Consider the following 21681-nt stretch of genomic DNA (forward strand, 5'->3'; position numbering starts at 1 on the left):
CAATGACTGATGTTGATCTCCCTTTGACCGCGATTGCACCGCAACGGCCGCCCAAAAGCCAGGCCAACTGGATGCGGACATGGTTCGGAACACCCGGCAACACCTTGATCACGCTTGTCTGCGTCGGCGCCCTACTCGTGCTGGCAAAACTGGCGGTCGATTGGCTACTTGTAAAGGCCACATTCGCGGGAACACCGGCCGATTGTAAAAGCGGTTCGGGCGCGTGCTGGCCGTTTCTTGCGGCGAAACTACGCTACATGCTTTTCGGCTTCTACCCCTTCGAAGAACAGTGGCGGCCGCTTTTGGCATTGTCCTTGTTCCTCGGCGGCGCGCTGGTGTCGATGCTACCATGGCTATGGGGGCGAGCATTGTTTGGCGCTTGGTGCCTGGCGCTGATACCAGCGCTATATATCCTCATGGCTGGCGGCGTTTTCGGGCTGGTGCCGGTGCCAACAAGCCAATGGGGTGGCCTTCCGCTCTCGTTCCTGCTCTCGTTCGTCGGACTTGCCTGCGCGCTGCCTCTCGGAATCTTCCTGGCTCTTTCCCGCGTATCCGAACTCCCGATCATCCGCATCCTCGCGGTCAGCTTCATCGAGATCGTACGTGGCGTTCCGCTGATCAGCATCCTGTTCATGGCCACGGTGATGCTGCCGCTCTTCATGCCTGAAGGCGTCACCATCGACAAACTGGTTCGGGCGCAAGTTGCCATCATTATCTTCGCCGCCGCCTATATCGCCGAAATCGTGCGCGGCGGCCTGCAGGATATACCGAGGGGTCAGATCGAAGCGGGGTCGGCGCTTGGCCTGCATTACTGGCTGGTGATGTTCAAGATCGTGCTTCCACAAGCCATGAAGAAAGTCATCCCTCCGCTGGTCGGCCTGTTCATCGGCTTCTTTCAGGACACGACGCTTGTGACCATCGTCGGCCTTCTCGACTTCCTCGATACCGTGCGGTCGGCCATGCGTGATCCCGCATGGCAGGGCATTGCGGTGCTCGAAAGCTATCTCTTCGCGGCCGCCTTCTATTTCACCTTCAGTGCGCTGATGGGCAGCTATAGCCGGTTTCTGGAGCGCTATTTCAAGACAACACACGACTAGCGAAGACCGCTTGGCTCAAGTTGCCGACGAGCTGCGCCTCGCAGCGCACTTTGTCATGCTTCGCCGGCAATTATAGGCCGCTCCTTGCAGACGTATCCAGTTACCGGACAATCGCTTCGGCCCGTGCAAGGGCGCTTGCAAAACCGTTGAGGGAAACCGGGAAAGTGACGATCTGTCCGGTGTCGGCAGCGATCGCATGGATCTGCAGCGTCTTGCCTGATTTCAACAATGAAAGGCGCAGTGCATCGATATCAAGATCGACGAAGCAGCCGGCCGGCAATGCCGTGCGGAAGGGGATGGCGGGAGCCCGGCTGCCCTCGTCCACCTGCAGGACAACGCCCTTCTGGAACAGGAGCCCGAATGGCAGCACCAAGGTGCCCGTCACCCGCCCCGCATCGGGACGCAGTTCGATCAACAGCAGCCGTTGGCGTGTGTCGTTGTGGATCTGCTCCTGGACGATCACGCAGGATTTCTGCGTCGACGTCTCGTTGGCCTGGACCGCACCAAGGACGAGCCAGTCACCATGAACCTCGCGCAATGCATCGGCTCCACCCGGCAGGCGGGTCGTTCTGTCAGTGGTGGCTTGATCGGTCATGGTCATTCTTTCGTTGAGCCTGACGCTTTGGCGATGCAGGACAGGCAGTGGATAGATCGCGGAAATGCGGGATGCTCGTCTGGGCGCCCGCGTGGCGAGGGAAGAGGGCATGTGGATGGTCACAACTACTTGGTCAGTTCCGCAACACGGTTGAGGGCGCCGGAAAAGCCCTTAAGGGAGACTGCGAACGTCACCGGCTTCGAGGGATTTATTGCCGAAACGGTGACATTGAGCGCCTTGCCAGCTCTGAGCTTGGTGATCGTGTCAGCTTCCAAAACCAGCGGCACCAGGCAGCCTTGCGGCACGCAAGTCGAAAACGGGAGCGGTGAGCCGATGGAGTTGTCGTCGACCTTCAGCTGCGCGCCCGGCGCAAGTGCGAGCCCGAGCGGCAGAAGCAGCACGCCCTGGAACTTGCCATCGGCCGCCTTGCCGATCTCGGCCGTCAGCACGGCCTGATTGGTCTGGTTGTTTGTCTGGACCTGCCGGACGACACAGGCCGGCGCATTGTTCTGTATCTGGCAGACCACGCCCCAGTCGTCATAGGTCTCGACGAGCGAACTGGCGCCGCCTGGAAGGGAGGCCGCGCTTACCGACTGGGCCGCCAGCATGCCGACGGCAAACAAGGCACCAGCCAGCGAAGAGTAATGGAATGGAATCATGATCAAAAATATCCTTGTGGTCGCAAGTTCGCATATACTTGAGAGACATTCTGAAATGACTGCACCAGGTCCGCAGCATGGCTCGCTCCATCGAGGTCGGCTGCGCCGATAGCAGGATCCTGCTGGGGAGCATCATGCGGATGCGGGTAGTGGGCCACGTCGTCGTCTCAGAACTGGAATGCAGCAGCAACTGTAAATCGATTGTCGTTGGAGCCGTCGCCGAAGCGCTCGACGCGGCCATATTCGAGGTTGACGTTCATGCTGTTGAAGCTCGTCTGTTCGGCCGCCGCCAGCCGCAGGCCGAGGCCATAGGCCGCGCCGCGCGAAAAGCCGCTCTCCAGCGCCGTCGGCTGGTAGAGCTTGACGCCGCCATAGGCGCCGAACAGGTAAGGCGAGACCACCACGGCCCCGGCCGTGCTCGTTCCATCGGCAAGGTTCGTTCCCTGCTGCGCCGGCAATTCCGGCCAGCCGAACGGCAGAGTGAAGCTGGTGGTGAACGGGAACTGCGCCTCGGCGCGCAGCACGAAGCCGGCGTCACCCTGCATCGAGCCGGTCGGGAAGCTCGACAGGCCCGAGGAGGAGACAAGGCCGATCTGCTCGGAATTGAGCAGCGGCTGGCCGAAGGATGTCTGCGCCTTCGCGCGGAGATCGAAGACCAGATGCTCGGCGACCGGCTGGCGATAACCGAGGTTGACTTCGACCTTCTGGAAATCGGCATCCGCCCCCTGCCGCGACAAGGGCGTACCGCTGGCATTGGCGTCGGCCGCACTGCGCGCGCCGAGCCCGTTGATGCCGAAGGAGCCGGTAACACCGGCGCTGACGAGCGCATCGCCCGATACATACCAGGACAGATCCGCCCCCGTGCGCAGGATGCGCAGCCGATCCTTCGACAGGGCGATGCCGCCGCCATTGAGCAGCTGCAGCTCTTCGTTCTGCGCATCGAAGCCGCCATTGAGATTGAGGGTGAACTCCCGCGAGCGGATCAGCGGATAGGAAAGCCGTGCCGAATAGCGGGTGAAATCCGACATGAACTGCAGCCCGAACAGGCCAGCCTCCGGCGTCGTGCGCGAGGCGGTAGCCTCCAGGTTCAGCGTCAGCCCGTCGAGGCCGATCGGCAGCGTCACGCCGCCGGCCAGCGACCGGTTGCGCGGTGCGCCGGTGAAATAGCCCTCGTCACCGCCGAAACGCGGCGCACCCGAGGCTCTCAGATAGAAGAGTTCGCCGAAGCCGAACACGGAATTGAAGTCGAGACCGACGCCGGTGTTGTAACGGCCGAGCGCATTGGTGGAATTGTTGTCGCCCGAGATGAAGCCGGTGACCGGCTTGTAGCGCGCCTCGATGGTCAGCACGCTGCCGCCGGCCTGCGTGCCGCGCGACAGCGTCGAGCGCAGCACCGTGCCCGGCAGGTCGCCGGCCAGCAGCAGCCGCCGCTCGATCTCGTCGCTGGACATCCCCTTCTCGCCCACCAGCGGCGCCAGCATTCTGGCAATGCGCTCGCGGATATTGCCGGGAAGATGCGAGGTGTCGATGCTTTCGACGAAACCGTTGATGACGACGATGCGCAGCACTGCGCCATCGACCAGGCGCTGCGCCGGCAGCACCACACGCACCAGGCCATATCCCTTGGCGGCATAGGCGCGCTCCAGCTCGCCGGCCGCCTCGAACAGCGCCGCCGCCGTCACGCGGCGGCCGCTCAGGCTGTTCGCCACGCGCGCCTCGTCCTCGGCAAAGCCCGGAAGACCGCCCTCGACCTTGACGGTCTTCAGGCGCACCGTCAGCTTCTCCGCCCCCTTGGGCGCCACCGGGCCGGAGGCTTCGGGAATGACGATACCGCTGCTCTGCTTCTGCAATTGCGGCTCAAAGCTCTGCGGCGTCACCTGCGAGGCCGTCTGCGCAAACGCCGAGCCGATCATGACCGATGAAAGGGCAACCGCCGCAGCAGCACCGAGCGCTGCGCGCTGCGAGCGCAATTTCCATTTACCGAAAGGCACGTTCCCCAATCCCTCAGTCGTCTATTTCGATCTAAACGTCCGACAGATCGGCCAGCGCCGCCACGCCAAGCCGATCGTCCTCGCCCCTTCGGCCTCAGGCCGCATCATCACTCGTTCCCATGTTCAAGCGATCACGTACCCGGTCTCGAACACGATTGTGGCGGACGCTATGCAGATTCTCGCCTCCTGTCTCCGTCCATTTCTGACACTTCCAGATTTTCTCTTGCATGATCTCAAGTCCAGGGGACACCCGCACAGGTATAGTGAAGGATGGCCATCAATATCGACACCGAAATCGGGAGTTACCGGCCGTGTTCTGCGATCAAATTACAACCTGTAATTTGATCGGCATTGACTTCTCGCCTCATTGATAGATTGAGTGGCTAACCTATGAACACCATATGCTTTCAAAGGGGAGGTTTGCTGCATGAGTGTCGTTTTTTCCCCCATGTCTCTCAGCGACGCCCGCTCCATCGTTGCGCAGCATGGTCCCGGTGCCCTGCGCGAAATCGTTATGGCGCGCGCCGCCGACAATCACGACAACGCCATCATTCAAACGGACGCCACCGCCCTCCCCGCATCTGAAAGCGGGCCACTTGCCGGCATCGCCTTCGGGGTGAAGGACAATATCGACGTGGCGGGCTATGCGACCACCGGTGCTTGCCCCGGGCTCGCCAGGAATCTGGCGACCGACGATGCGGCCGCCGTCGCAGCGCTTCGTTCCGCCGGCGGCTATGTTCCGATCAAGCTCAACCTTCACGAGCTCGCATTCGGCATCACGTCGAATAACGCTGTCTACGGCCCTGTCCGCAATCCGTTCGATCCGGAACGCTGCGCAGGCGGCTCCTCCGGCGGTAGCGGCGCGGCCATCGCCCGCGGTGTCGTGCCCTTCGCGCTCGGATCCGACACGGGAGGTTCCTCCCGCATCCCAGCCGCCTTTTGCTCCGTGGCCGGATTGCGGCCTTCGACCGGGCGATACCCGGCAGGAGGAGCTCTGATCCTTTCGCCGACCCGCGACACGGTCGGGCCGATGGCTGCAAACTGCACTGATCTGGCCGAGATCGACGCGATCATTTCCGGCGAACATCTCCTCCCGGAACTGCCGGACCGGCCTTTGCGCTTCGGTGTACTCTGGGACAAGCGTGGATTGTCTCAGAGCGTCGACGAGGCGATCGCCGGCGCCTTGAGCAAACTTGCTCGTTCCGGCGAAATCAGCCTCGTTCCGATCTCCTCTCCGGAATTCGAAGATGTCGATGCACGCATCGGTGGACCAATCGTGTTCAACGAGGCTTTGGAGTTCTGGACGGACTTCTGCGCCAAGAAGCTCGGAAAGACCCTGGCCGAATTCACCGCCACCATCGGCAGTCCCGATGTCCGCACCATTTTCGAGCGGCTTCCGGCGCTTGCCGCCAAGACCAGCGAGGCCTTTCTATACGCACGCGGGAGCGGCTTGGCGTCGCTGCGCAACACCTATGAGCAACTCTTCCATGACCGGCGCCTCGATGCGATCATCATGCCCACGGTTCCTGTCCAGCCTCCAAGGATCGGGGAAGACTCGCGTATGCAAACAGACGCGGGTTCCATCCCGACATTCCCGACAGTCACTAGCCATGCGGTACTCGCAACCTTGACGGGGGCACCTTCGATCTCGATCCCCGCAGGATTGGATAGAGACGGTCTGCCCGTCGCGCTGATGATCGATGGAAAACGCCTTGCCGACCGCGCATTGCTTGCGATCGCGTGCAAGGTCGAGGCCCTGCTTGTCCAATAAACCCGGGGGCGTGCGCCGCCAAATCGCGCGCGCCATGCGGAGATGTGGGGAGTTTCCAGCCGAGATGCGGCCGTCATAGGGTTGGCCGCATTCGAACCCTTGTTGGCACCATTCAAACCCCCTGTCCGTTTGAATGCCGACCCTCATTCCACGACTATCGAGCCGGTCCCGATGGGTCGGTAACGCGCTCGTTTGACTGACGAGAAGACCGGTCCGTCTACAGCCAATTCAATTGGAGACGAACATGACTGACCGCAAACTGACCACTGCGGCGGGAGCACCCGTCGTTGACAACTTCACGCGCCCTACCAGGCTTGTCCTTCCATATCCAGCAGGAGCCGGTGTCGCCAAGGCGCTGGAAATCCCCCTTGAACAAGCCGCAGAATAGGAGCCGAAAAATGTCCCGCAATTCAGAAATCATCGCAGGTATCACGATCCCCGACAGCGCAATGGCAAAGGCCGCGACCGAGCTGGTCCGGGATACCGAAACAGACCTGCTCTATCACCACTCTCGCCGCGTCTTCCTGTTCGGCGCTCTGACTGGCGAGCGCAGGGGCCTGAAATATGATCCGGAGCTTCTCTATATCGGAGCGATGTTCCACGACATGGGCCTGATCGATTCCTACGCCAGCGAGACAGAGCGCTTCGAGGTGGATGGGGCGAACGCCGCACGAACCTTCCTCGAGGCCTATGATGTCTCGGAACGCGACGTCGACGACGTCTGGGATTCCATCGCCCTCCACACGACACCCGGCATTCCCCAGCACAAGAGGCCGACAGTCGCTCTTGTTACGGCAGGCGTCGAGATGGATGTGCTTGGCCTCGCCTATGACGACTTCACGCCCGAACAACGACATGAGGTCTGCAACTGCCATCCGCGCGGCCTCAGGTTCAAGCATGGCATCCTGTCTGCGTTCTGCTACGGCACGATCAAGAAGCCGGAGACGACGTTCGGTAACGTCAAGGCCGACGTCCTTTCCCGCATGGACCCGACCTATAAGCGAGTGGACTTTGCAGAAATGATCATGGGTTCGAAGTGGGATAGCTGAGAACAGCTGCGTCCTGAACGGCGGTCGGAGGCAACACTCCGATCGCCATTTTCTATAAAGGTCTTCTGAAGCTTGCCCGATATTGGCCGGGTGTCACTCCGAGCCTCTTAGCGAAGACCTGCCGCATGCGGTGCGGCGTTCCGAAGCCGCATTGGTAGGCGATCTCCTTCAACGCCAGAGGACTTCCTTCCAGCAAGTTCCTGGCCGCATCCACCCTTGCCTGCTCCACGAAATCGCCGGGCGTCGTCTTTGCCTCCTGCAGAAAGAACCGCGCAAAGTTGCGTCTGCTCATGCCCGCATGGTCCGCCAGCTCGCTGACCGACAGCTTTCCGTTCAGGTTCGACATGACGAACCTATAGATGAGCGCGAGCGGAGAACTATCGTCCGGAGGTGCGGCTATATAAGGGCTGAACTGCGACTGGCCGCCTTGCCGCTGGGCAACCACCACAAGACGCTTGGCGACTGCCAGAGCGACAGCGCTGCCGTGATCCCCGTTGACGATAGCCAGAGCCAGGTCAATCCCGGCCGTGACCCCCGCCGATGTCAGCAGAGCGCCATCTCGAATGTAAATTCGGTCGCGATCGACCTCGGCGAGAGGAAATTGCTGCGCCAGCGCATCGGCATTTTGCCAGTGGGTAGTCACATGTTTTCCATCCAGAAGGCCAGCATGGCCGAGAATGAACGCGCCCGTGCAAATAGAACCGTAGCAAGTCGCAAGCGCAGCCAGCCGCCGCACGCAGGACAAGACTACATCATCAGGCGCTTCACTCGGAAGCGCCGGCCCGCCGGCAACGAGAACCAGATCGAATTTCCGGGTCGCAGCCTCGTAGCTCGTATGCGCGGCCATCGGCATGCCGTTGGATGCGCGGAAAAGCTCCGGTGGTCCTATCAAGGTCACGTCGTAACGACGCTCGGAGGAGACGAACGCATTCGTTTCCTCAAACACATCCATCGGGCCTGACACATCGAGTGCCTGAACATTGGGAAAAACCAAGATCGCGACCGAGGGCATCCGCTACTCCATACGCCAGCCGCCGCCGAACGATTGATATAGGGATGGCACGGGTGACCGCGGATACTAGGGAACGGCCTATGTCTGGTCAAAGCTTTAGATAACCGGAGGCTGACGAACCCCTCTCCGGCAGGTGAACGCGGCACTAAATCTGTCCGCGGACGATCCGCCTGGACGGCATGATCGGCTCTCCCGCTTCCTGACGAGCAAGCCAATATTCGAATAGATCAGGCGCCTCACATTTTGTAAGCTACAACTAACCTAATCCGAGCTGTATCTACATTTTGAGTGAGCGGCGAAGAGCCGCCAGACTGTCCACACGGAATTGCCCCGTCACATCCGCATCCTTCTGGAAATCGAAAGCGTGAAATGCTCCGGGGTAGATATGCAACTCGGTCGGCACTCCCGCCCGGATAAGGCGTCGCGCATATTCCAGATCCTCCTCAAGGAAGAGATCCAGCGTACCGGACATCATGAAGCAGGGTGGAAGCCCTGCCAAATCGCTGGCGAGGGCCGGTGATGCATGGGGCGAAATCTCATTCATCCCGGGGCATGACCCAGAAGAGACGTCCATCCGAAGCGGTTCATCTTTGCCGTCCAGACGAATTCGCCGGTATAGGGATGTGGGTCGGCGGCACCGCAGGTGCGATCGTCGAGCATCGGATAGGCGAGATGCTGAAAAGCAACGGGAACCTGCTTGCGATCGCGGGCGAGCAATGCCAGAGCAGCGGCCAGCCCGCCGCCCGTACCGCCTTGCCTGCCGCAGTTACCTAACATGTTTAATAACATATTATTCTGCCGGCTTGGCTACCGGCTTTATTGGATTGCACCGATGGGAAAGCGGCCTCGAAGTCCTATGCCAGCTACATAAATCAATGGGGCGTCCGCGCCCTTGAACACCGTTGACGCGTAATATCAGCATCGCCGCAGGCAACACTTGCCGAAGCAACTTTGTCGGGGCAGATTGCAACGACAACGGAGATGGACGCATGACACGGGACGATAATTCGGACTTTGGTGCGGGGGGTATCTCTCCGCGTTGGACATCCAGCGCGAAAAGCGGCGTTGGCACGGCACTCTCGCCGGCGTGCCGCATCTGGTTCACGCTAAGCCACGGCATCCTCAACGAAGTCTATTTTCCGCGTGTCGACTGCGCCTGCACGCGCGACATCGGCCTGATCGTCACCGGTCCGGACGGCTACTTCTCCGAAGAAAAGCGCGATACCGAAAGCGTCGTCACGACAATCGAAGATGGCGTTCCGGCCTATCGGCTCATCAATACCGCACTCGACGGACGCTACCGCATCGTCAAGCGCATCATCGTTGACCCAGTGCGCAACAGCTTGCTTCAGCAAATATCGTTCGAAGCCCTGCAAGGGTCTGTTCACGACTATCGGCTCCACATGCTTGCCGCTCCACATCTGGTCAACGCCGGCCGTGGCAATACCGGCTGGGTAGGAGATTACAAGGGCACGCCGATGCTGTTTGCCACGGGATCGCATGGCGTTTCGCTGGCGCTTGCAGTCAGCGGCGGATGGCGGACAGCATCCGCTGGCCATGTCGGCATTTCCGACGGCTGGCGCCAGTTGCAGGATGCCGGCCAGTTGGATCCGCAAGTCTGTCATGCCGCCAACGGTAATGTCGCACTGACGGGCGAAATCGATCTGGCGTCCGGCAGCGACACCGTTCTTCTCTCGCTCGGCTTCGGTAACCGTCCCCAGGAGGCAGGTTACAACGCGCTTGCCAGCCTGCAGGCGGGTTATGAGGAGGCGGAGCGCAGTTATATCAGAGACTGGCAGGCATGGCAGAGTACGCTATTGCCGCTGGACGAACCGAGAGCCCCGCCACCCGAACTCAATCGCTACCGGATATCGACCGCCGTGCTGGCAACGCACCGGCCTCTGTCCTTCGAAGGACCGGCAGTCGCCTCGCTATCCATTCCCTGGGGGTTTGCCAAGGGTGATGAGGATCTTGGAGGCTATCATCTGGTCTGGCCGCGCGATCTTGTCGAGACCGCCGGCGGCTTCCTGGCAGCAGGCGCTCCACAGGATGCGCTGCGCATTCTTGCCTATCTTCGTGCGATCCAGGAGGCGGACGGACACTGGCCGCAGAACGCCTGGCTCGATGGCGAGCCTTACTGGACCGGCATACAGATGGACGAATGCGCCTTTCCGATCCTGCTCGCCGACGCGCTGCGCCGTGAGGGAGCGCTCACCGGCGATGCGCTCCTAGCCTATGTTTCGATGGTCGAGAGAGCGGCGTGCTATGTGGTCGTCAACGGCCCGGTAACGGGTGAGGACCGCTGGGAGGAGGACGGAGGCTTTTCTCCCTTCACCCTCGCCGTGGAGATCGCCGCACTGCTTGCCGCCGCCGATATTCTGGAAATTGCCGGTCACGATCACAACGCCGATTACCTCAGGCAGACGGCCGATGCCTGGAACGATCAGGTCGAGCGCTGGACCTATGTCGACGCCGATGCCGCCACCGCCGATCTTGGTGTGAAAGGCTATTATGTGCGCATCGCACCGCCCGACATCGCCGACGGCGCTTCACCGGCCGATGGCTTCGTGCCGATCAAGAACCGCCCGCCTGCCGACTCATATCTGCCGACGGCCCGCGTCGTCAGCCCGGATGCCCTGGCTCTGGTTCGGTTCGGACTGCGGGCCGCCAATGATCCACGCATCGTCGACACGGTTAGGGTTATCGACGCACAGCTCAAATGCGAGCTGCCGCAAGGCCCGCTCTGGTATCGCTATACGGGTGACGGCTATGGCGAACAGGCCGATGGCGGGCCGTTCGACGGCACCGGCATCGGCCGGCCGTGGCCACTGCTCGCCGGCGAACGAGCCCATTATGAACTCGCTGCCGGAAGGCCGAACATGGCCAACATGTTGCTTGGAGCCCTTGAGGGATCGGCCGGACCAGGCGGGCTGTTGCCGGAACAGGTCTGGGATCAGCCCGATATGCCCGAACGCGGCCTAGTTTTCGGCGAGCCCTCCGGCAGTGCGATGCCGCTCGTCTGGGCGCATGCCGAGCACATCAAACTGCTGCGTTCGCTGCGAGACAATGCCGTTTTCGACATGCCCCCGCAGGGCGTCGAACGCTATGTCAAAAACAAGACCACAGCGCCCTTCCTGCTTTGGCGTTTTAACAACAAGACATTGCAGGTTCCCGCGGGCAAGCGCCTAAGGATCGAAGTAATGGCGAAAGCGATCGTTCGCTGGAGCTCCGATGGCTGGGAAAGCGAAAGCGACGTCGAAACCCGCCAGAACGGCTTCGGCATCGACGTCGTGGAGCTTGCGACGGAGCGGCTGCCCAAGGGCACTGTCATCGCCTTCACCTTCTATTGGCCTGATACCGACCATTGGGAGGGCGTGGACTTCGCGGTAACAGTGACCGACGGCGAGTAGGCGCCATCGGCAGCAGACCTTTCTGGAGGGGAGACGCATCGTGAACGTAAAACCTAAATCTCCTAAGCAGTCGATGTCCACCGCGCGGAAGGATCTCGTCGTAATGGCGATCGATCTTGGCGGCTCGCGCGTCAAAGCGCGTCTGAGTTCGGGCGGCGAGCGGCGAGCGGCTCCGTCCGGCATGACGATGTCGGCGCAGAAGATGGGCGAGACAGTCAAGGAGCTTACCGCCGACTGGCAGTATGACGTCATCGGCATGGGATATCCCGGCCCGGTCATGGACAACAAGCCGGCGGTGGAGCCGCACAATCTGGGACCCGGCTGGAAGGACTTCGATTTTTCAGCCGCCTTCGGCAAGCCGGTCAGGCTCGTTAATGATGCCGTGATGCAGGCGATCGGCAGCTATAAGGGCGGCAATATGCTGTTTCTGGGGCTTGGCACCGGGCTGGGTTCGACAATGATCGTCCATCACGTCTGCTTGCCCATGGAACTTGCACACCTGCCCTACAAGAAGGATGGCACGTTCGAGGATTACGTCGGTGAACGTGGCCTCGAAAAATATGGCAAGAAGAAATGGCGCAAGTCGGTCGAGAAGGTCGTCGACAAATTGCAGGCGGCGCTGCTGCCGCATGAAATTGTCATTGGCGGAGGCAATGTCGACAAGCTGGAAAAGCTCCCCGATGGCTGCCGCGCCGGCGACAACGAGAATGCTTTTCTCGGTGGCTTTCGCCTTTGGAAAGACGAAGACTTGCGGTTCTAGGTCAGTAACGGAAAAGGCGGCCCTCGACGGCCCATCCCGGCCCGCCAGCTATTTTTGATTCAGATAACACGCCGGGGGAAAGTCCCGTCGGCGGGCCTACCGCCGACGGAAAGCCCATAACTGATGTTGATTGGACTTTCGCCTGTAGGTCGACGCCAGCGACGAAGCAGGGAACGTGATAGGCCGCCAAACACGGTTGATGCCAAGCGGGCAAGGCTTGACGCCAGCGGGGGATGAAGATCGAGCCGAAGCTGGTGATCGTACGGCATTCCCCCTCGATGTCGATATAGATTTCCGCGCCCAGATCGCGCGGATTGTCGAGGTCGCTGCCGGTCCAGATCAGGATCTCGTCATAATCGTGGATGTGTTCGGAAACCCAATGGATCGGCTGTTCGGTTTCCGCGATCCAGATATGCGTCATATGGATCGGAGACTTCGGCTGCACGAGGCTGCCGACAAGTTCGAACTTGCACACCGGCATTTCAGGCGAACGTAACCGGCTCATTGGGCCGGCAGCGGCTCGCCGAGCGACAGCATGAGCCGGTTCGCCCAGTTGAAGAAGGCGGCCCCATGGATGACGTCGGCGATCTCCAGATCGCTCAAGCCTTCGTCCCGCAGCTTTCCGATCTCTTCCACTCCGAATTTAGACGGCGTCTCCGTCAGCGCGACGGAAGACGATACGATCGCATTCCAGCGACTGCCGAGATCCGTGCCGGTGCCCTCATCGAGCAGACGCTGGACATCGTCGCTGCGCTTCGAATGATGCGAGGCAAAGCGGGAATGAACGGAAGCGCAGAATATGCAGCCGTTGGTGCGTGACGCGGCGGTTGCGGCAAGCTCGCGTTCGGCGCGCGGCAGCCCGGCCTCGACACTGTAGAAGATATCCTTGTCGGTTTTCGTCCGCGCCTCGAGAATCTCCGGATCGCGGGCCAGAAGCATGAAGTAGGGCGACTTGGCGCGCGACGCATCGACGAGCCCTCGCCAGTGACGCTCGGTCAGTTCTTCCTCGGGAAGCGGGCTCAGCCAGGGTGTCCAGCCGATTTCCTTCTGGGTGAAAACATTGGGCCGGTCTTCGATGGCGGGATGAATGACGGTGTCGGTCATAAGAACTATCCTTCTACAATTAGGCCGAAACAGCCTGCTCGATGCTGGCGGTGCTCAATGCGCTCAGACCGGCGACCACCCGAATTTGGAACGAAAGAAAGGCAACGATTTGCGATAGCGTCACGACGCCCGTCGTCGTCCAGCCGGCATTCAAAAGCCGCTGCAACGCCTCAGCACTCGCTTCGCGTGGGCGATAGACGAGAAGATGGGCATGTTCGAATGCTGCGGAGAGTTTGCTGCCGAGAGCCAAGCGCGTCGCTTCCGACACATGGTAGACAAGCCCCTCACGATCCTCTGCAGAAAGCGGTCCCGCAGGATAGTGCCCATAGGGGCCGACAGTGCGGCCACCATCCGCTTCCGCCTTGACGGCATCGATCAGCGCGCGCGAGCTTTCCGCCTTCTCCAACGCAGCCAGATAAAACCGGCTCACATTATCAGCCACATGCAGACCGGCGACGAACGATGCCAGAGCAAAGCGTTCGCTGCGACTTACATCGCCCTCATGGGCAGGCTCGAAGAGAGCTTCGTAGCTCTTTTGAGCATTATCCCGCGTTTGCGGCCTTGCCGTTCTCAAGGCATGTAGCGAGGATCCCTCGCGGATGCCTGCCAGCAGATCGATGACGTCAGTTGTCGACGAGGTCATGGATATACCTTCTCTTTATTGGTTCGTGTTTCACGCGGAGGCCGCAAGTTGCGGACCTTTGTTGGCGAATATCTGCGGCAACCAGCCGAGGGCGGGCGCAACCTTCTGCGAAATCAGCTCGAGGGAGCGAAGGATGTAATCGTGCGGCGGATCGATGGAATGCACCTGGAAGACCAGATCCGTGACGCGTTCAAGGGCAGTATCTGCACGCAAGGAGGCGATAACATCCTCGGGCGTGCCGACATGCACATCGAATGCCTTGATGAGATCAGCCGTCGTTTCGCCGCGAACCTTGAAACCGCTGGCGGCAAAGCGCTCGGCACTCCGGCGCAGGCCGATATCGGCAAGGCGAAGCGCTTCCTTGCGATCATCGGCGACGAAGAGGCTGCGTGATCCCAGTATCCGCGGTGCTCGACCCTTCGGCAGAGCCGCGAAATAGGCATCGATAATGGGATTTTGCAGATCCCAAAGCTCGGCATCCGGCGTCTCGTCCGGGCGCGGCTGCGTGCGAGACAGCATCAGGCCGTCACCATCTTTGCCAGCCCGCTCGCCGCCGCCGACGGAAAAGGTTGCCTGCCAAACCCTGTCTATGAGATGCGGCGCAACCGGATAGAGATGGTTGCCACCGGCAAGCTCCTGCCCGGCCCACGCATCGCGAATGAGCGTCAGATACTTGCCGTAGATCGGCCCGCGATCAGCGCTTTCGATTCCAAAGGGGAGAAATGCCTGTGGCGTGCCACCCGTGCCAAAGCCGACCTCCAGACGCCCTTGCAGCAGAAGGTCGAGCACGGCGGTGTCTTCCGCAACGCGGACGGGATTTTCCATCGGCAGCGTGATGACGCCCGTCCCCAACCGGATGCGCGACGTGCGCGAGGCAAGACCGGCCAGGAAAACCAGCGGCGCCGGTAGACCGCCCTCTTCGCCATTGAAGTGATGCTGCGCCACCCAGGCACTGTCAAAGCCCTGCGCTTCCGCATGAATGATCTGCTCGCTCACGAGCCGATAGCGCTCGGCAGCATCAGCCTGATCGAGGACGCGGCTGAAAAAGCCCAGTCGTTTGGGAGAAACTGGCGTGCTCATGACATTATCCTGCATTGCTTTGGGGCTGGTGAAGAGCGATCGAGTATTTCTTGCCGGGAATGGCCTCGATCAGCTCGCGGGTATAGTCGCTACGAGGATTGCCGAAGACCTCTTCTACAAGGCCGTCTTCGACCAGCTTACCGTTGTGAAGAACCGAGACCGTGTCGGCGATCTGACGCACCACGGCGAGATCGTGCGAAACGAAGAGATAGGTCAGACCAAGCTCGCGCTGAAGACCATCGAGCAGTGAAAGGATCTGCGCCTGAACCGTCACGTCGAGCGCGGAGACCGCTTCGTCCAGCACCAGGATCTGCGGATCCAGCACCAGCGCGCGGGCGATGGCGACACGCTGACGCTGACCGCCGGAAAGCGCATGCGGCCGCCGCTGCAAGACATCCGCCGGCAAGCCGACCTTCTCGATGACGGCCGCGACCTTTTCCAATCGCTGCGCCCTCGGCAGCGGGTCGAAGTTCAACAACGGCTCTTCGACAATTGCGGAAATCGTCTGGCGTGGATCAAGCGAGCCGAAAGGATTTTGATAAACGAGCTGGATCTTCTTGCGGAAGAGCCGCAATGTTTCGCCGCGCAACGACGCCAGATCAAGCCCGTCGATAATGACCCTTCCGGCCGTCGGGCGCTGGAATGCGGAAACGATGCGAATGGTCGTCGTCTTGCCGGAACCGGACTCTCCGACGATCGCATGGGTCGTGCCGCACTTGACGCGAAAAGATAAATCATCGACCGCCTTTAGGCCGCCATCCTTGCCGCCGATGCCGAACTCCTGCACCAGCCCTTCGACCACGACGATGTCATCGCCCCGCCCGGCCTTCGCCTCGACGGAATTCGCGGGAGAATGTGATTGAGCGACATTCAGCGAAGGTGCATCGGCCAGCAGCCGACGCGTATAGGCGCTTTGCGGGTTCTTCAGAAGCTCGGCGGTCGGCCCCTGCTCCTGAATACGGCCATTCTGCAGGACAACGAGCCTGTCGGAGCGATCGGCTGCGACGCCGAGATCGTGCGTGACCAGCAGAACGGCTGCCCCATATTCACGTCTGAGATCGTCGATCAGGTCGAGGATGTGCCTCTGCACAGTCACGTCAAGCGCGCTGGTCGGCTCGTCGGCGATGATCAGCGACGGCTTGAGGGCAATGGCGATGGCGATCAGCACGCGCTGCCGCATTCCGCCCGAGAGTTCATGCGGATATTGGCGCGCACGAAGCTCAGGGTGGCTGAGGCCGACACGATCCAGCAGCTCGATAGCCTGCAGATAGGCAGCGACGCGAGGCGCCCTGCGATGAATGACCAGAACTTCGGCAACCTGCTCGCCGATCGTCCTGACGGGATTGAGGGAATTGCCGGGGTCCTGCGGCACCAGGCTGATGACGGAACCGCGGATCGCATCGAGCCGCTTTTGCGGCCAGCCGGCAATATCCTGGCCATTGAGCCTGATCCGACCGCCCTCGAGATGGCCGTTCTGCGGCAGCAAGCCAATGATGGCTTGAGCCGTCGAGCTCTTGCCTGAACCGGATTCACCGACCAGCGCAACGACCTCGCCGGCATTCACGGTGAAGTCGATGCCATGAACCGCCGTGCGAGAGCCGCTGCGATCGCGATAGGCGATCTTCAGGCCGGAAACATCCAGCACCGGCACGGCAGACTCATTTGTTTTGTCGGATGTCTTATGGCTCATCTGCCAATCTCCGCGATCGAACGGCTGATACGATTGATCGAGATCACCACGAGCACGACGACGAGGCCAGGCGCCGTCGTCAGCCACCAGGCGGTTGCGATGTAATTGCGCCCTTCCGCGATCAAGAGCCCCCATTCCGGCGTTGGCGGCGGCGCCCCATAGCCAAGAAATCCGAGTGTCGACAGCTGGAGGATGGCCCAGCCGGATTGGAGTGCGGCGAAGGCGATCACTGACGTCAGCGAGTTCGGAAGAATATGGCGCCACAGCACGCGGACAAACGTGCCGCCGCTGCCGAATGCAGCCTCGACATAGTCGCTTCGCCGAACCGTGACGACTTCCGAGCGAACCAGGCGCGCAAACTTGGCAATCAACGTGCAACCGACAGCGATCGCGGCATTGACGGTCCCGAAACCAAGGAGAACGATGATGCTGAGCGACAGCAACAGGTCGGGGATCGACAGCATCACATCGACGATGCGCATGATCACCGTTTCGATCCGTCCGCCGAGCGATCCCGCCAGTACGCCCAGCACCGTACCGACGACGAGCGCGATGCCGACAGCGGCAAGCGCTCCCGACAGAGAGTGGATCGAGCCATAGACGATGCGGGCGTAAAGATCACGGCCGAGCGCGTCCGTGCCGAGAATATGAGCGGCGTTTGGCGCCTTCAGGTGCTGGCCGGGCAACCCTTCCACCGGGTTGTAGCTCGTAAAGACGCCGGGAAAAAGCGCCCACAGGACGGCCACGGTCAATATGAATATGGCAAGAAGCAAGCTCGGCCGGAAAGGAAGCGAAAAGCGGCGCGCAAGCGGCCTGCCGTCTTCGCGGGCCGGCTGCGCCGACAGGCTTTCCGGAGCATCGGCATGTTCGAGCGGGCGATGGAGATCCGCTGTATAGAAATTCGACATCAGTTGGCTCCAAGCCTTGCTTTGAGGCGCGGATCGAGGATCGGATAGAGCAGGTCGACGATCAGGTTGATCGTGACGAAGGCGGCCGCCGAAATCACGACGATCGCCTGCAGCACAGCGACGTCCTGTGCATCGACCGCATGTTTCGTCAGATTGCCGATGCCGTTCAGCCCGAACACCGTTTCGGTAACGACCGCCCCGGCGATCAGCTCGCCGAACAGGAGGCCCGCAACCGTCAGCACCGGAAGCAGCGTATTCTTGGCGACGTGGCGCCAGAGGACCTGTCCGTGCGAAGCGCCCTTGGCACGAGCCACCGAAATGAAGGGACGCGTCAAGACCTCATCGATGTTTCGCAAAATGATCTGCGCGAGTGGCGCCGAAATCGGAATGGCAACCGTCAGGATCGGCAGGACCAACCCCTGCCACGGACCGGGATCGATGACCGGCACCAGCCGCAGCCGAAACGAGAAGATCTGGATGAACATGATGCCGAGCCAGAAGGTCGGCACGGATATGAACAGCGATGGCAGCGACTGCATGAAACCACGCAACCAGCCAAAACCGGATAGATTGGCCAGGATGGCGATGACGACGGCGAGGATCGCGGCAAGCAGGAAGCTGAAGCCGGCGAGAAGCAAGGTCGACGGCAGGCTGACGGCAAGCTGCGAGCTCACGGCGACACCTGCCTGCAGCGAATAGCCGAAATTGCCGGACAGGAAGCTCCATACCGTATGGATATATTGCTGCAGCACCGATCCATCGGCCCCATAGGCGGCTCTGATATCGGCAAGCTGCTCCGGGCTCAGCCCGTAATCGGGGCTCTGGAACTTGATGAGGATCGCATCGCCCGGCATCGATTGCAGCAGCACGAACGAAACGGTGAAGGCGGCCCAAAGAACAAGCAGGGCCTGTCCGATCCTCGTTAAGATGTATTTCGTCATGGCGAATGGCCTGTCGTTATGAAAATGCAGCCCGGCCTACGGACGGGCTGCAGGAGATGCTCAGTGCGCGGCAAGCCAGACGCTGTAGAAGGAGGGCCGGCCGACAGCTTCGAAGGCCACGCCCTTGACGTAGGCAGCTCCCGCAAAAACCTGCGGCTCCTCGAAGAAGGGAATGACGTAGGCGGCATCAAGCAGATAATCCTGGGCAGCCTTTGCCGCCGCCAAGCGCTTGTCGCGATCCGTCTCCGAAGCGATGGCTTCCAGAAGGCCGTTCAACTTGTCGTCCGAGAAGGTTGCCTTGGCATTGAGACCACCCTTCTGGAGAAGCGCGTCGCGGTTCTTCGGATAGAACTGGCTCTTGATGACGTCGGGATCGGCGCGGCCTACTTCGGCGACAACCAGCGGCGTCTTTGCCGGATCAACATTGTCGGTGACCAGATTTCCGGAGGTGCCGGCAAGCACCTGAAGCTTGACGCCGATCTTGGCCCATTGCTGGGCGACAAGCTGCAAGACCGCCTTGTTCTGCGGCTGCGGCAGAGATTCATAAACGGCGAGCGACAACGGCTTGCCGTCCTTCTGGCGTACACCGCCCGTACCCTTCTTCCAGCCGGCCTCATCGAGCAGCCTTTCGGCAAGCGCCTGATCGTGGGTGAGCTTCGAAGACAGATCGTCGTACCCGGCCGCCGCCGACGAAATCACCGACTTTGCCTGCGGATAATTCACCGAAAACAGCGTGTCGACGATCTCCTTGCTGTCAGTCGCATGCAGCAGCGCCTGACGCACCTTGAGATCGGCGACAAGCGGGTTATCCGGCCGGAAGGCAACGCTGTCGTTCACCCCGCGCGTCGGCGCGGCATAGATCGCAAAACTCTGATCGCTCACCTGCTTTTCGTCATAGGCCTGAAGCTGGCGAATGAAATCGGCCTGCCCCGAAAGCAGCGCGCCGATACGTACGCTGTCTTCGCCGGTGATGATGTACTTGATGCCGTCGAGATAGGCGCGGCCCTGATGCTCGAACTTGGCCGGACCCCAAATGTAGTCGGAACGTACCTTCAGCGAGAGCTGCTTGCCGAGCGTCTCGCTCTCGACGACAAAGGGGCCGGAGCCGATGATTTTCGTCGCATCGCCCAGCTGGTCAAAAGACAAAGCGAGCGTCTTCAGCGAGACGAGGCCGGAACCGATCACCGACGTCCCCTGAAGGAAGCCGGGCGACGGCTTCTTGAAGTAGAACTTGACGGTATGGGGATCGACGACCTCGCTGTGATCGTAATTGTTGATCACCTCGGAGGCCGGCTGCTTAAGCTCCTTGTTGCCGAGGCCGAACGTGTCGTAATTCTTGGCAACGGCGTTGGCATCAACAGGTGTTCCGTCGGAGAAGGTCACGCCCCTGCGGATCTTGAAGGTGTATTCCGTGGCCTTGTCGTTGACCGTCCAGGATTCGGCAATCCAGGGCTCGATCTGCAGCGTCTTCGGGTTCTGATATGTCAGCTTGTCGGTGATCTGGTTCAGAATGCCGCCGTTCGGGTAGAAGCCGCCGGCCGGCGGATAAAGATTGGTATGGGCCTGCTGCTCCAGGTAAATCAGCGTGCCGCCCTGTACGGGCTTGCCCTCATCGGCGGCGAATGCGACCGATGAAGCAAGCAACGATAGGCCGGCAGCCAGAGTAAATGCCTTGAAATTGGCTGCGATCGTCATTGAAATCCCTCGAAAACTGAATGCTCACCGAGGGTATAGGAGGCATTTGACTAATCCAATATAGTCCATGGAATTAGTCTTCTATTTTTCGCAAGACCGTTGAAATAACATCCGCCAAGTTTCCGTTCATCTGCAACTTGCTGTCTCGTCGGCCTGATGACGGGTGCGATCGCCTCGCCGTTCGATGGGCAGCGCAGCACCCTCGAGTTATGACGGTCAGACCAAGGGGACGCCGCCGGCCTGCCATTAAAGGACATCATCCCGACGGGCGGAACGGGCGGCATGCTCTTTGCCCGGTATATGAGCACCTTTCCTCGCACCCGAACACCGCCACAGCCTTGCCCGCCCGGCTAGCCGCCCCAAACGAGAAACGTGGCGGTTCAGCCCAATCCAACAAATCCGGCATAGTTCTCCGCAATCGCCTTGCTGAGGATCGAAGAATAGGCTGCGTGGTTTTCGTCGTTGGCCGTAACGCGCCCATAGGAGGGCTTCTCGAAGCTCGTGATCGGCAACAGGGCCAGTGGCGTCGAGACCGGTGTGAGGTGCGAACCCTGCCCGGCGCGCAACGTCGTCAGCAGACCGAACATCTCACCGGTAATGCTGGGACGGGACAAAATCGTCATCCGATATTGCCCGGATGAATTCGTCACGAGATAGATATGCCCCGACAGATGCGGAACCGATACCGAACCCTGTTGTGAAAACGAGGCGTCGCTGCGCTCGCGTTCCATAAAATTCAGGCGCGTGCTTTCTCCATTCCAGGCGATCTCCGTGCAATAGGCAAAAATCGCCTTCGGATCCCCGAAGGATGGCCGAAGCGTCAGATAGGCGCCCTCAAGCCATGAAACCGAAGCGCGGGAATAGGCGCCCAGTTCTTCCGGGGCATGACCGGGCCTGTCGTTGACCGGCGTCGATTGCGCCCCTCCCGCTTCGCGCAGGACAACCCCCATCGCCTGCTCCAGACGAATGATGGTCGCAAGCGTGAAGGGGCGATGTCCGGAAAGAGCCTTCTCCAGCGTCGAAAGGCTGATGCGCGCATCATTGGCGAGACGCTGCCGGGAAATGCGCCGCCGAGCAATCTCTTCGCGAACCAGCTCTGCCACCGCAGTATTCTGATGATCGGATAGATACGGGTCGCCCTGAACCATGCACTCGTTTCCTGATTGCGTAATTCTCTTCACAATTCCACACATACCCGCCAGCGACAAGACCGTTTGCGGCAAGATGCGGACGAAACAGGGCAAAGCTTACGCTGGCGAGAAAATAGCCTTTGTTG

At 60.7% G+C, this 21681-nt stretch carries 21 protein-coding genes; 6 read left to right on the top strand and 15 right to left on the bottom strand.

What is annotated here, in order from left to right:
* Window positions 1-2: 2 nt before the first annotated feature.
* Window positions 3-1097: an amino acid ABC transporter permease gene (locus tag GA0061102_RS09100; RefSeq protein WP_092846105.1), complete on the top strand. Its 1095-nt coding sequence runs from the start codon at window positions 3-5 to the stop codon at window positions 1095-1097.
* Between the two features lie 100 nt (window positions 1098-1197).
* Here GA0061102_RS09100 and GA0061102_RS09105 read toward each other — a convergent pair whose 3' ends face one another.
* The 3 genes from GA0061102_RS09105 to GA0061102_RS09115 form a co-directional block, all read right to left on the bottom strand.
* Window positions 1198-1692 carry an invasion associated locus B family protein gene (locus GA0061102_RS09105; RefSeq protein WP_159432150.1) on the bottom strand — a complete coding sequence of 165 codons (495 nt, stop codon included), beginning with the start codon at window positions 1690-1692 and terminating at the stop codon, window positions 1198-1200.
* Window positions 1693-1817: 125 nt separating this feature from the next.
* Complete coding sequence (locus GA0061102_RS09110; RefSeq protein ID WP_092846109.1) at window positions 1818-2351, bottom strand: invasion associated locus B family protein; 534 nt, start codon at window positions 2349-2351, stop codon at window positions 1818-1820.
* Between the two features lie 167 nt (window positions 2352-2518).
* Window positions 2519-4342, bottom strand: a complete 1824-nt coding sequence (locus GA0061102_RS09115; RefSeq protein ID WP_245297952.1) for a ShlB/FhaC/HecB family hemolysin secretion/activation protein — start codon at window positions 4340-4342, stop codon at window positions 2519-2521.
* A 427-nt stretch (window positions 4343-4769) separates the two neighbouring features.
* Between GA0061102_RS09115 and GA0061102_RS09120 the strand changes: the two genes are divergently transcribed.
* From GA0061102_RS09120 to GA0061102_RS09125, 3 genes are all read left to right on the top strand, one after another.
* Window positions 4770-6113 (top strand): amidase family protein, encoded by a 1344-nt coding sequence (locus tag GA0061102_RS09120; RefSeq protein WP_092846111.1) that lies wholly within the window; start codon window positions 4770-4772, stop codon window positions 6111-6113.
* Window positions 6114-6357: 244 nt separating this feature from the next.
* Window positions 6358-6501, top strand: coding sequence for a hypothetical protein (locus GA0061102_RS32910; RefSeq protein WP_159432151.1), 144 nt, complete (start codon window positions 6358-6360; stop codon window positions 6499-6501).
* Between the two features lie 10 nt (window positions 6502-6511).
* Complete coding sequence (locus GA0061102_RS09125; protein ID WP_092846113.1) at window positions 6512-7162, top strand: HD domain-containing protein; 651 nt, start codon at window positions 6512-6514, stop codon at window positions 7160-7162.
* 52 nt (window positions 7163-7214) lie between these two features.
* Here GA0061102_RS09125 and GA0061102_RS09130 read toward each other — a convergent pair whose 3' ends face one another.
* The 3 genes from GA0061102_RS09130 to GA0061102_RS33865 form a co-directional block, all read right to left on the bottom strand.
* The gene (locus GA0061102_RS09130; RefSeq protein ID WP_092846115.1) at window positions 7215-8174 is read right to left on the bottom strand and encodes a GlxA family transcriptional regulator; all 960 of its coding nucleotides are present in this window, start codon (window positions 8172-8174) and stop codon (window positions 7215-7217) included.
* A gap of 277 nt (window positions 8175-8451) precedes the next feature.
* Window positions 8452-8718 (bottom strand): alpha/beta hydrolase, encoded by a 267-nt coding sequence (locus GA0061102_RS33860; RefSeq protein WP_208858624.1) that lies wholly within the window; start codon window positions 8716-8718, stop codon window positions 8452-8454.
* Window positions 8715-8951, bottom strand: coding sequence for an alpha/beta hydrolase fold domain-containing protein (locus GA0061102_RS33865; protein ID WP_208858625.1), 237 nt, complete (start codon window positions 8949-8951; stop codon window positions 8715-8717). The genes GA0061102_RS33860 and GA0061102_RS33865 overlap by 4 nt, the downstream gene beginning before the upstream one ends.
* A 212-nt stretch (window positions 8952-9163) precedes the next feature.
* Between GA0061102_RS33865 and GA0061102_RS09140 the strand changes: the two genes are divergently transcribed.
* Both GA0061102_RS09140 and GA0061102_RS09145 read left to right on the top strand, forming a co-directional pair.
* Window positions 9164-11584 (top strand): glucan 1,4-alpha-glucosidase, encoded by a 2421-nt coding sequence (locus GA0061102_RS09140; protein WP_092846117.1) that lies wholly within the window; start codon window positions 9164-9166, stop codon window positions 11582-11584.
* Window positions 11585-11657: 73 nt separating this feature from the next.
* A complete protein-coding gene (locus tag GA0061102_RS09145; protein ID WP_092846119.1) occupies window positions 11658-12344 on the top strand; it encodes an ROK family protein in 687 nt (228 codons plus the stop codon).
* 1 nt (window position 12345) lies between these two features.
* Here the strand turns inward: GA0061102_RS09145 and GA0061102_RS09150 are convergent, their stop codons facing one another.
* The 9 genes from GA0061102_RS09150 to GA0061102_RS09190 all read right to left on the bottom strand — a co-directional run bounded on the left by GA0061102_RS09150 (window position 12346) and on the right by GA0061102_RS09190 (window position 21553).
* On the bottom strand, window positions 12346-12819 hold the full coding sequence (locus GA0061102_RS09150) for a hypothetical protein (protein ID WP_092846121.1): 474 nt from the start codon (window positions 12817-12819) through the stop codon (window positions 12346-12348).
* Window positions 12820-12845: 26 nt separating this feature from the next.
* Window positions 12846-13448, bottom strand: coding sequence for an alkylhydroperoxidase domain protein (locus tag GA0061102_RS09155; RefSeq protein WP_092846123.1), 603 nt, complete (start codon window positions 13446-13448; stop codon window positions 12846-12848).
* A gap of 19 nt (window positions 13449-13467) precedes the next feature.
* Window positions 13468-14091 (bottom strand): CMD domain protein, encoded by a 624-nt coding sequence (locus tag GA0061102_RS09160; protein ID WP_092846125.1) that lies wholly within the window; start codon window positions 14089-14091, stop codon window positions 13468-13470.
* Window positions 14092-14121: 30 nt separating this feature from the next.
* Window positions 14122-15171, bottom strand: coding sequence for a putative FMN-dependent luciferase-like monooxygenase (locus GA0061102_RS09165; RefSeq protein WP_092846127.1), 1050 nt, complete (start codon window positions 15169-15171; stop codon window positions 14122-14124).
* A 4-nt stretch (window positions 15172-15175) separates the two neighbouring features.
* The gene (locus tag GA0061102_RS09170; protein ID WP_092846129.1) at window positions 15176-16861 is read right to left on the bottom strand and encodes a dipeptide ABC transporter ATP-binding protein; all 1686 of its coding nucleotides are present in this window, start codon (window positions 16859-16861) and stop codon (window positions 15176-15178) included.
* On the bottom strand, window positions 16858-17769 hold the full coding sequence (locus tag GA0061102_RS09175; RefSeq protein ID WP_208858626.1) for an ABC transporter permease: 912 nt from the start codon (window positions 17767-17769) through the stop codon (window positions 16858-16860). The genes GA0061102_RS09170 and GA0061102_RS09175 overlap by 4 nt, the downstream gene beginning before the upstream one ends.
* Complete coding sequence (locus GA0061102_RS09180; RefSeq protein WP_092846131.1) at window positions 17769-18710, bottom strand: ABC transporter permease; 942 nt, start codon at window positions 18708-18710, stop codon at window positions 17769-17771. The genes GA0061102_RS09175 and GA0061102_RS09180 overlap by 1 nt, the downstream gene beginning before the upstream one ends.
* Before the next feature lie 60 nt (window positions 18711-18770).
* Window positions 18771-20405: a TIGR04028 family ABC transporter substrate-binding protein gene (locus tag GA0061102_RS09185; RefSeq protein WP_092846133.1), complete on the bottom strand. Its 1635-nt coding sequence runs from the start codon at window positions 20403-20405 to the stop codon at window positions 18771-18773.
* 380 nt (window positions 20406-20785) lie between these two features.
* Complete coding sequence (locus tag GA0061102_RS09190; RefSeq protein WP_092846135.1) at window positions 20786-21553, bottom strand: helix-turn-helix domain-containing protein; 768 nt, start codon at window positions 21551-21553, stop codon at window positions 20786-20788.
* Between the last annotated feature and the right edge of the window lie 128 nt (window positions 21554-21681).

Source organism: Martinezella miluonensis (assembly GCF_900094545.1).
GTDB lineage: Bacteria > Pseudomonadota > Alphaproteobacteria > Rhizobiales > Rhizobiaceae > Rhizobium > Rhizobium miluonense.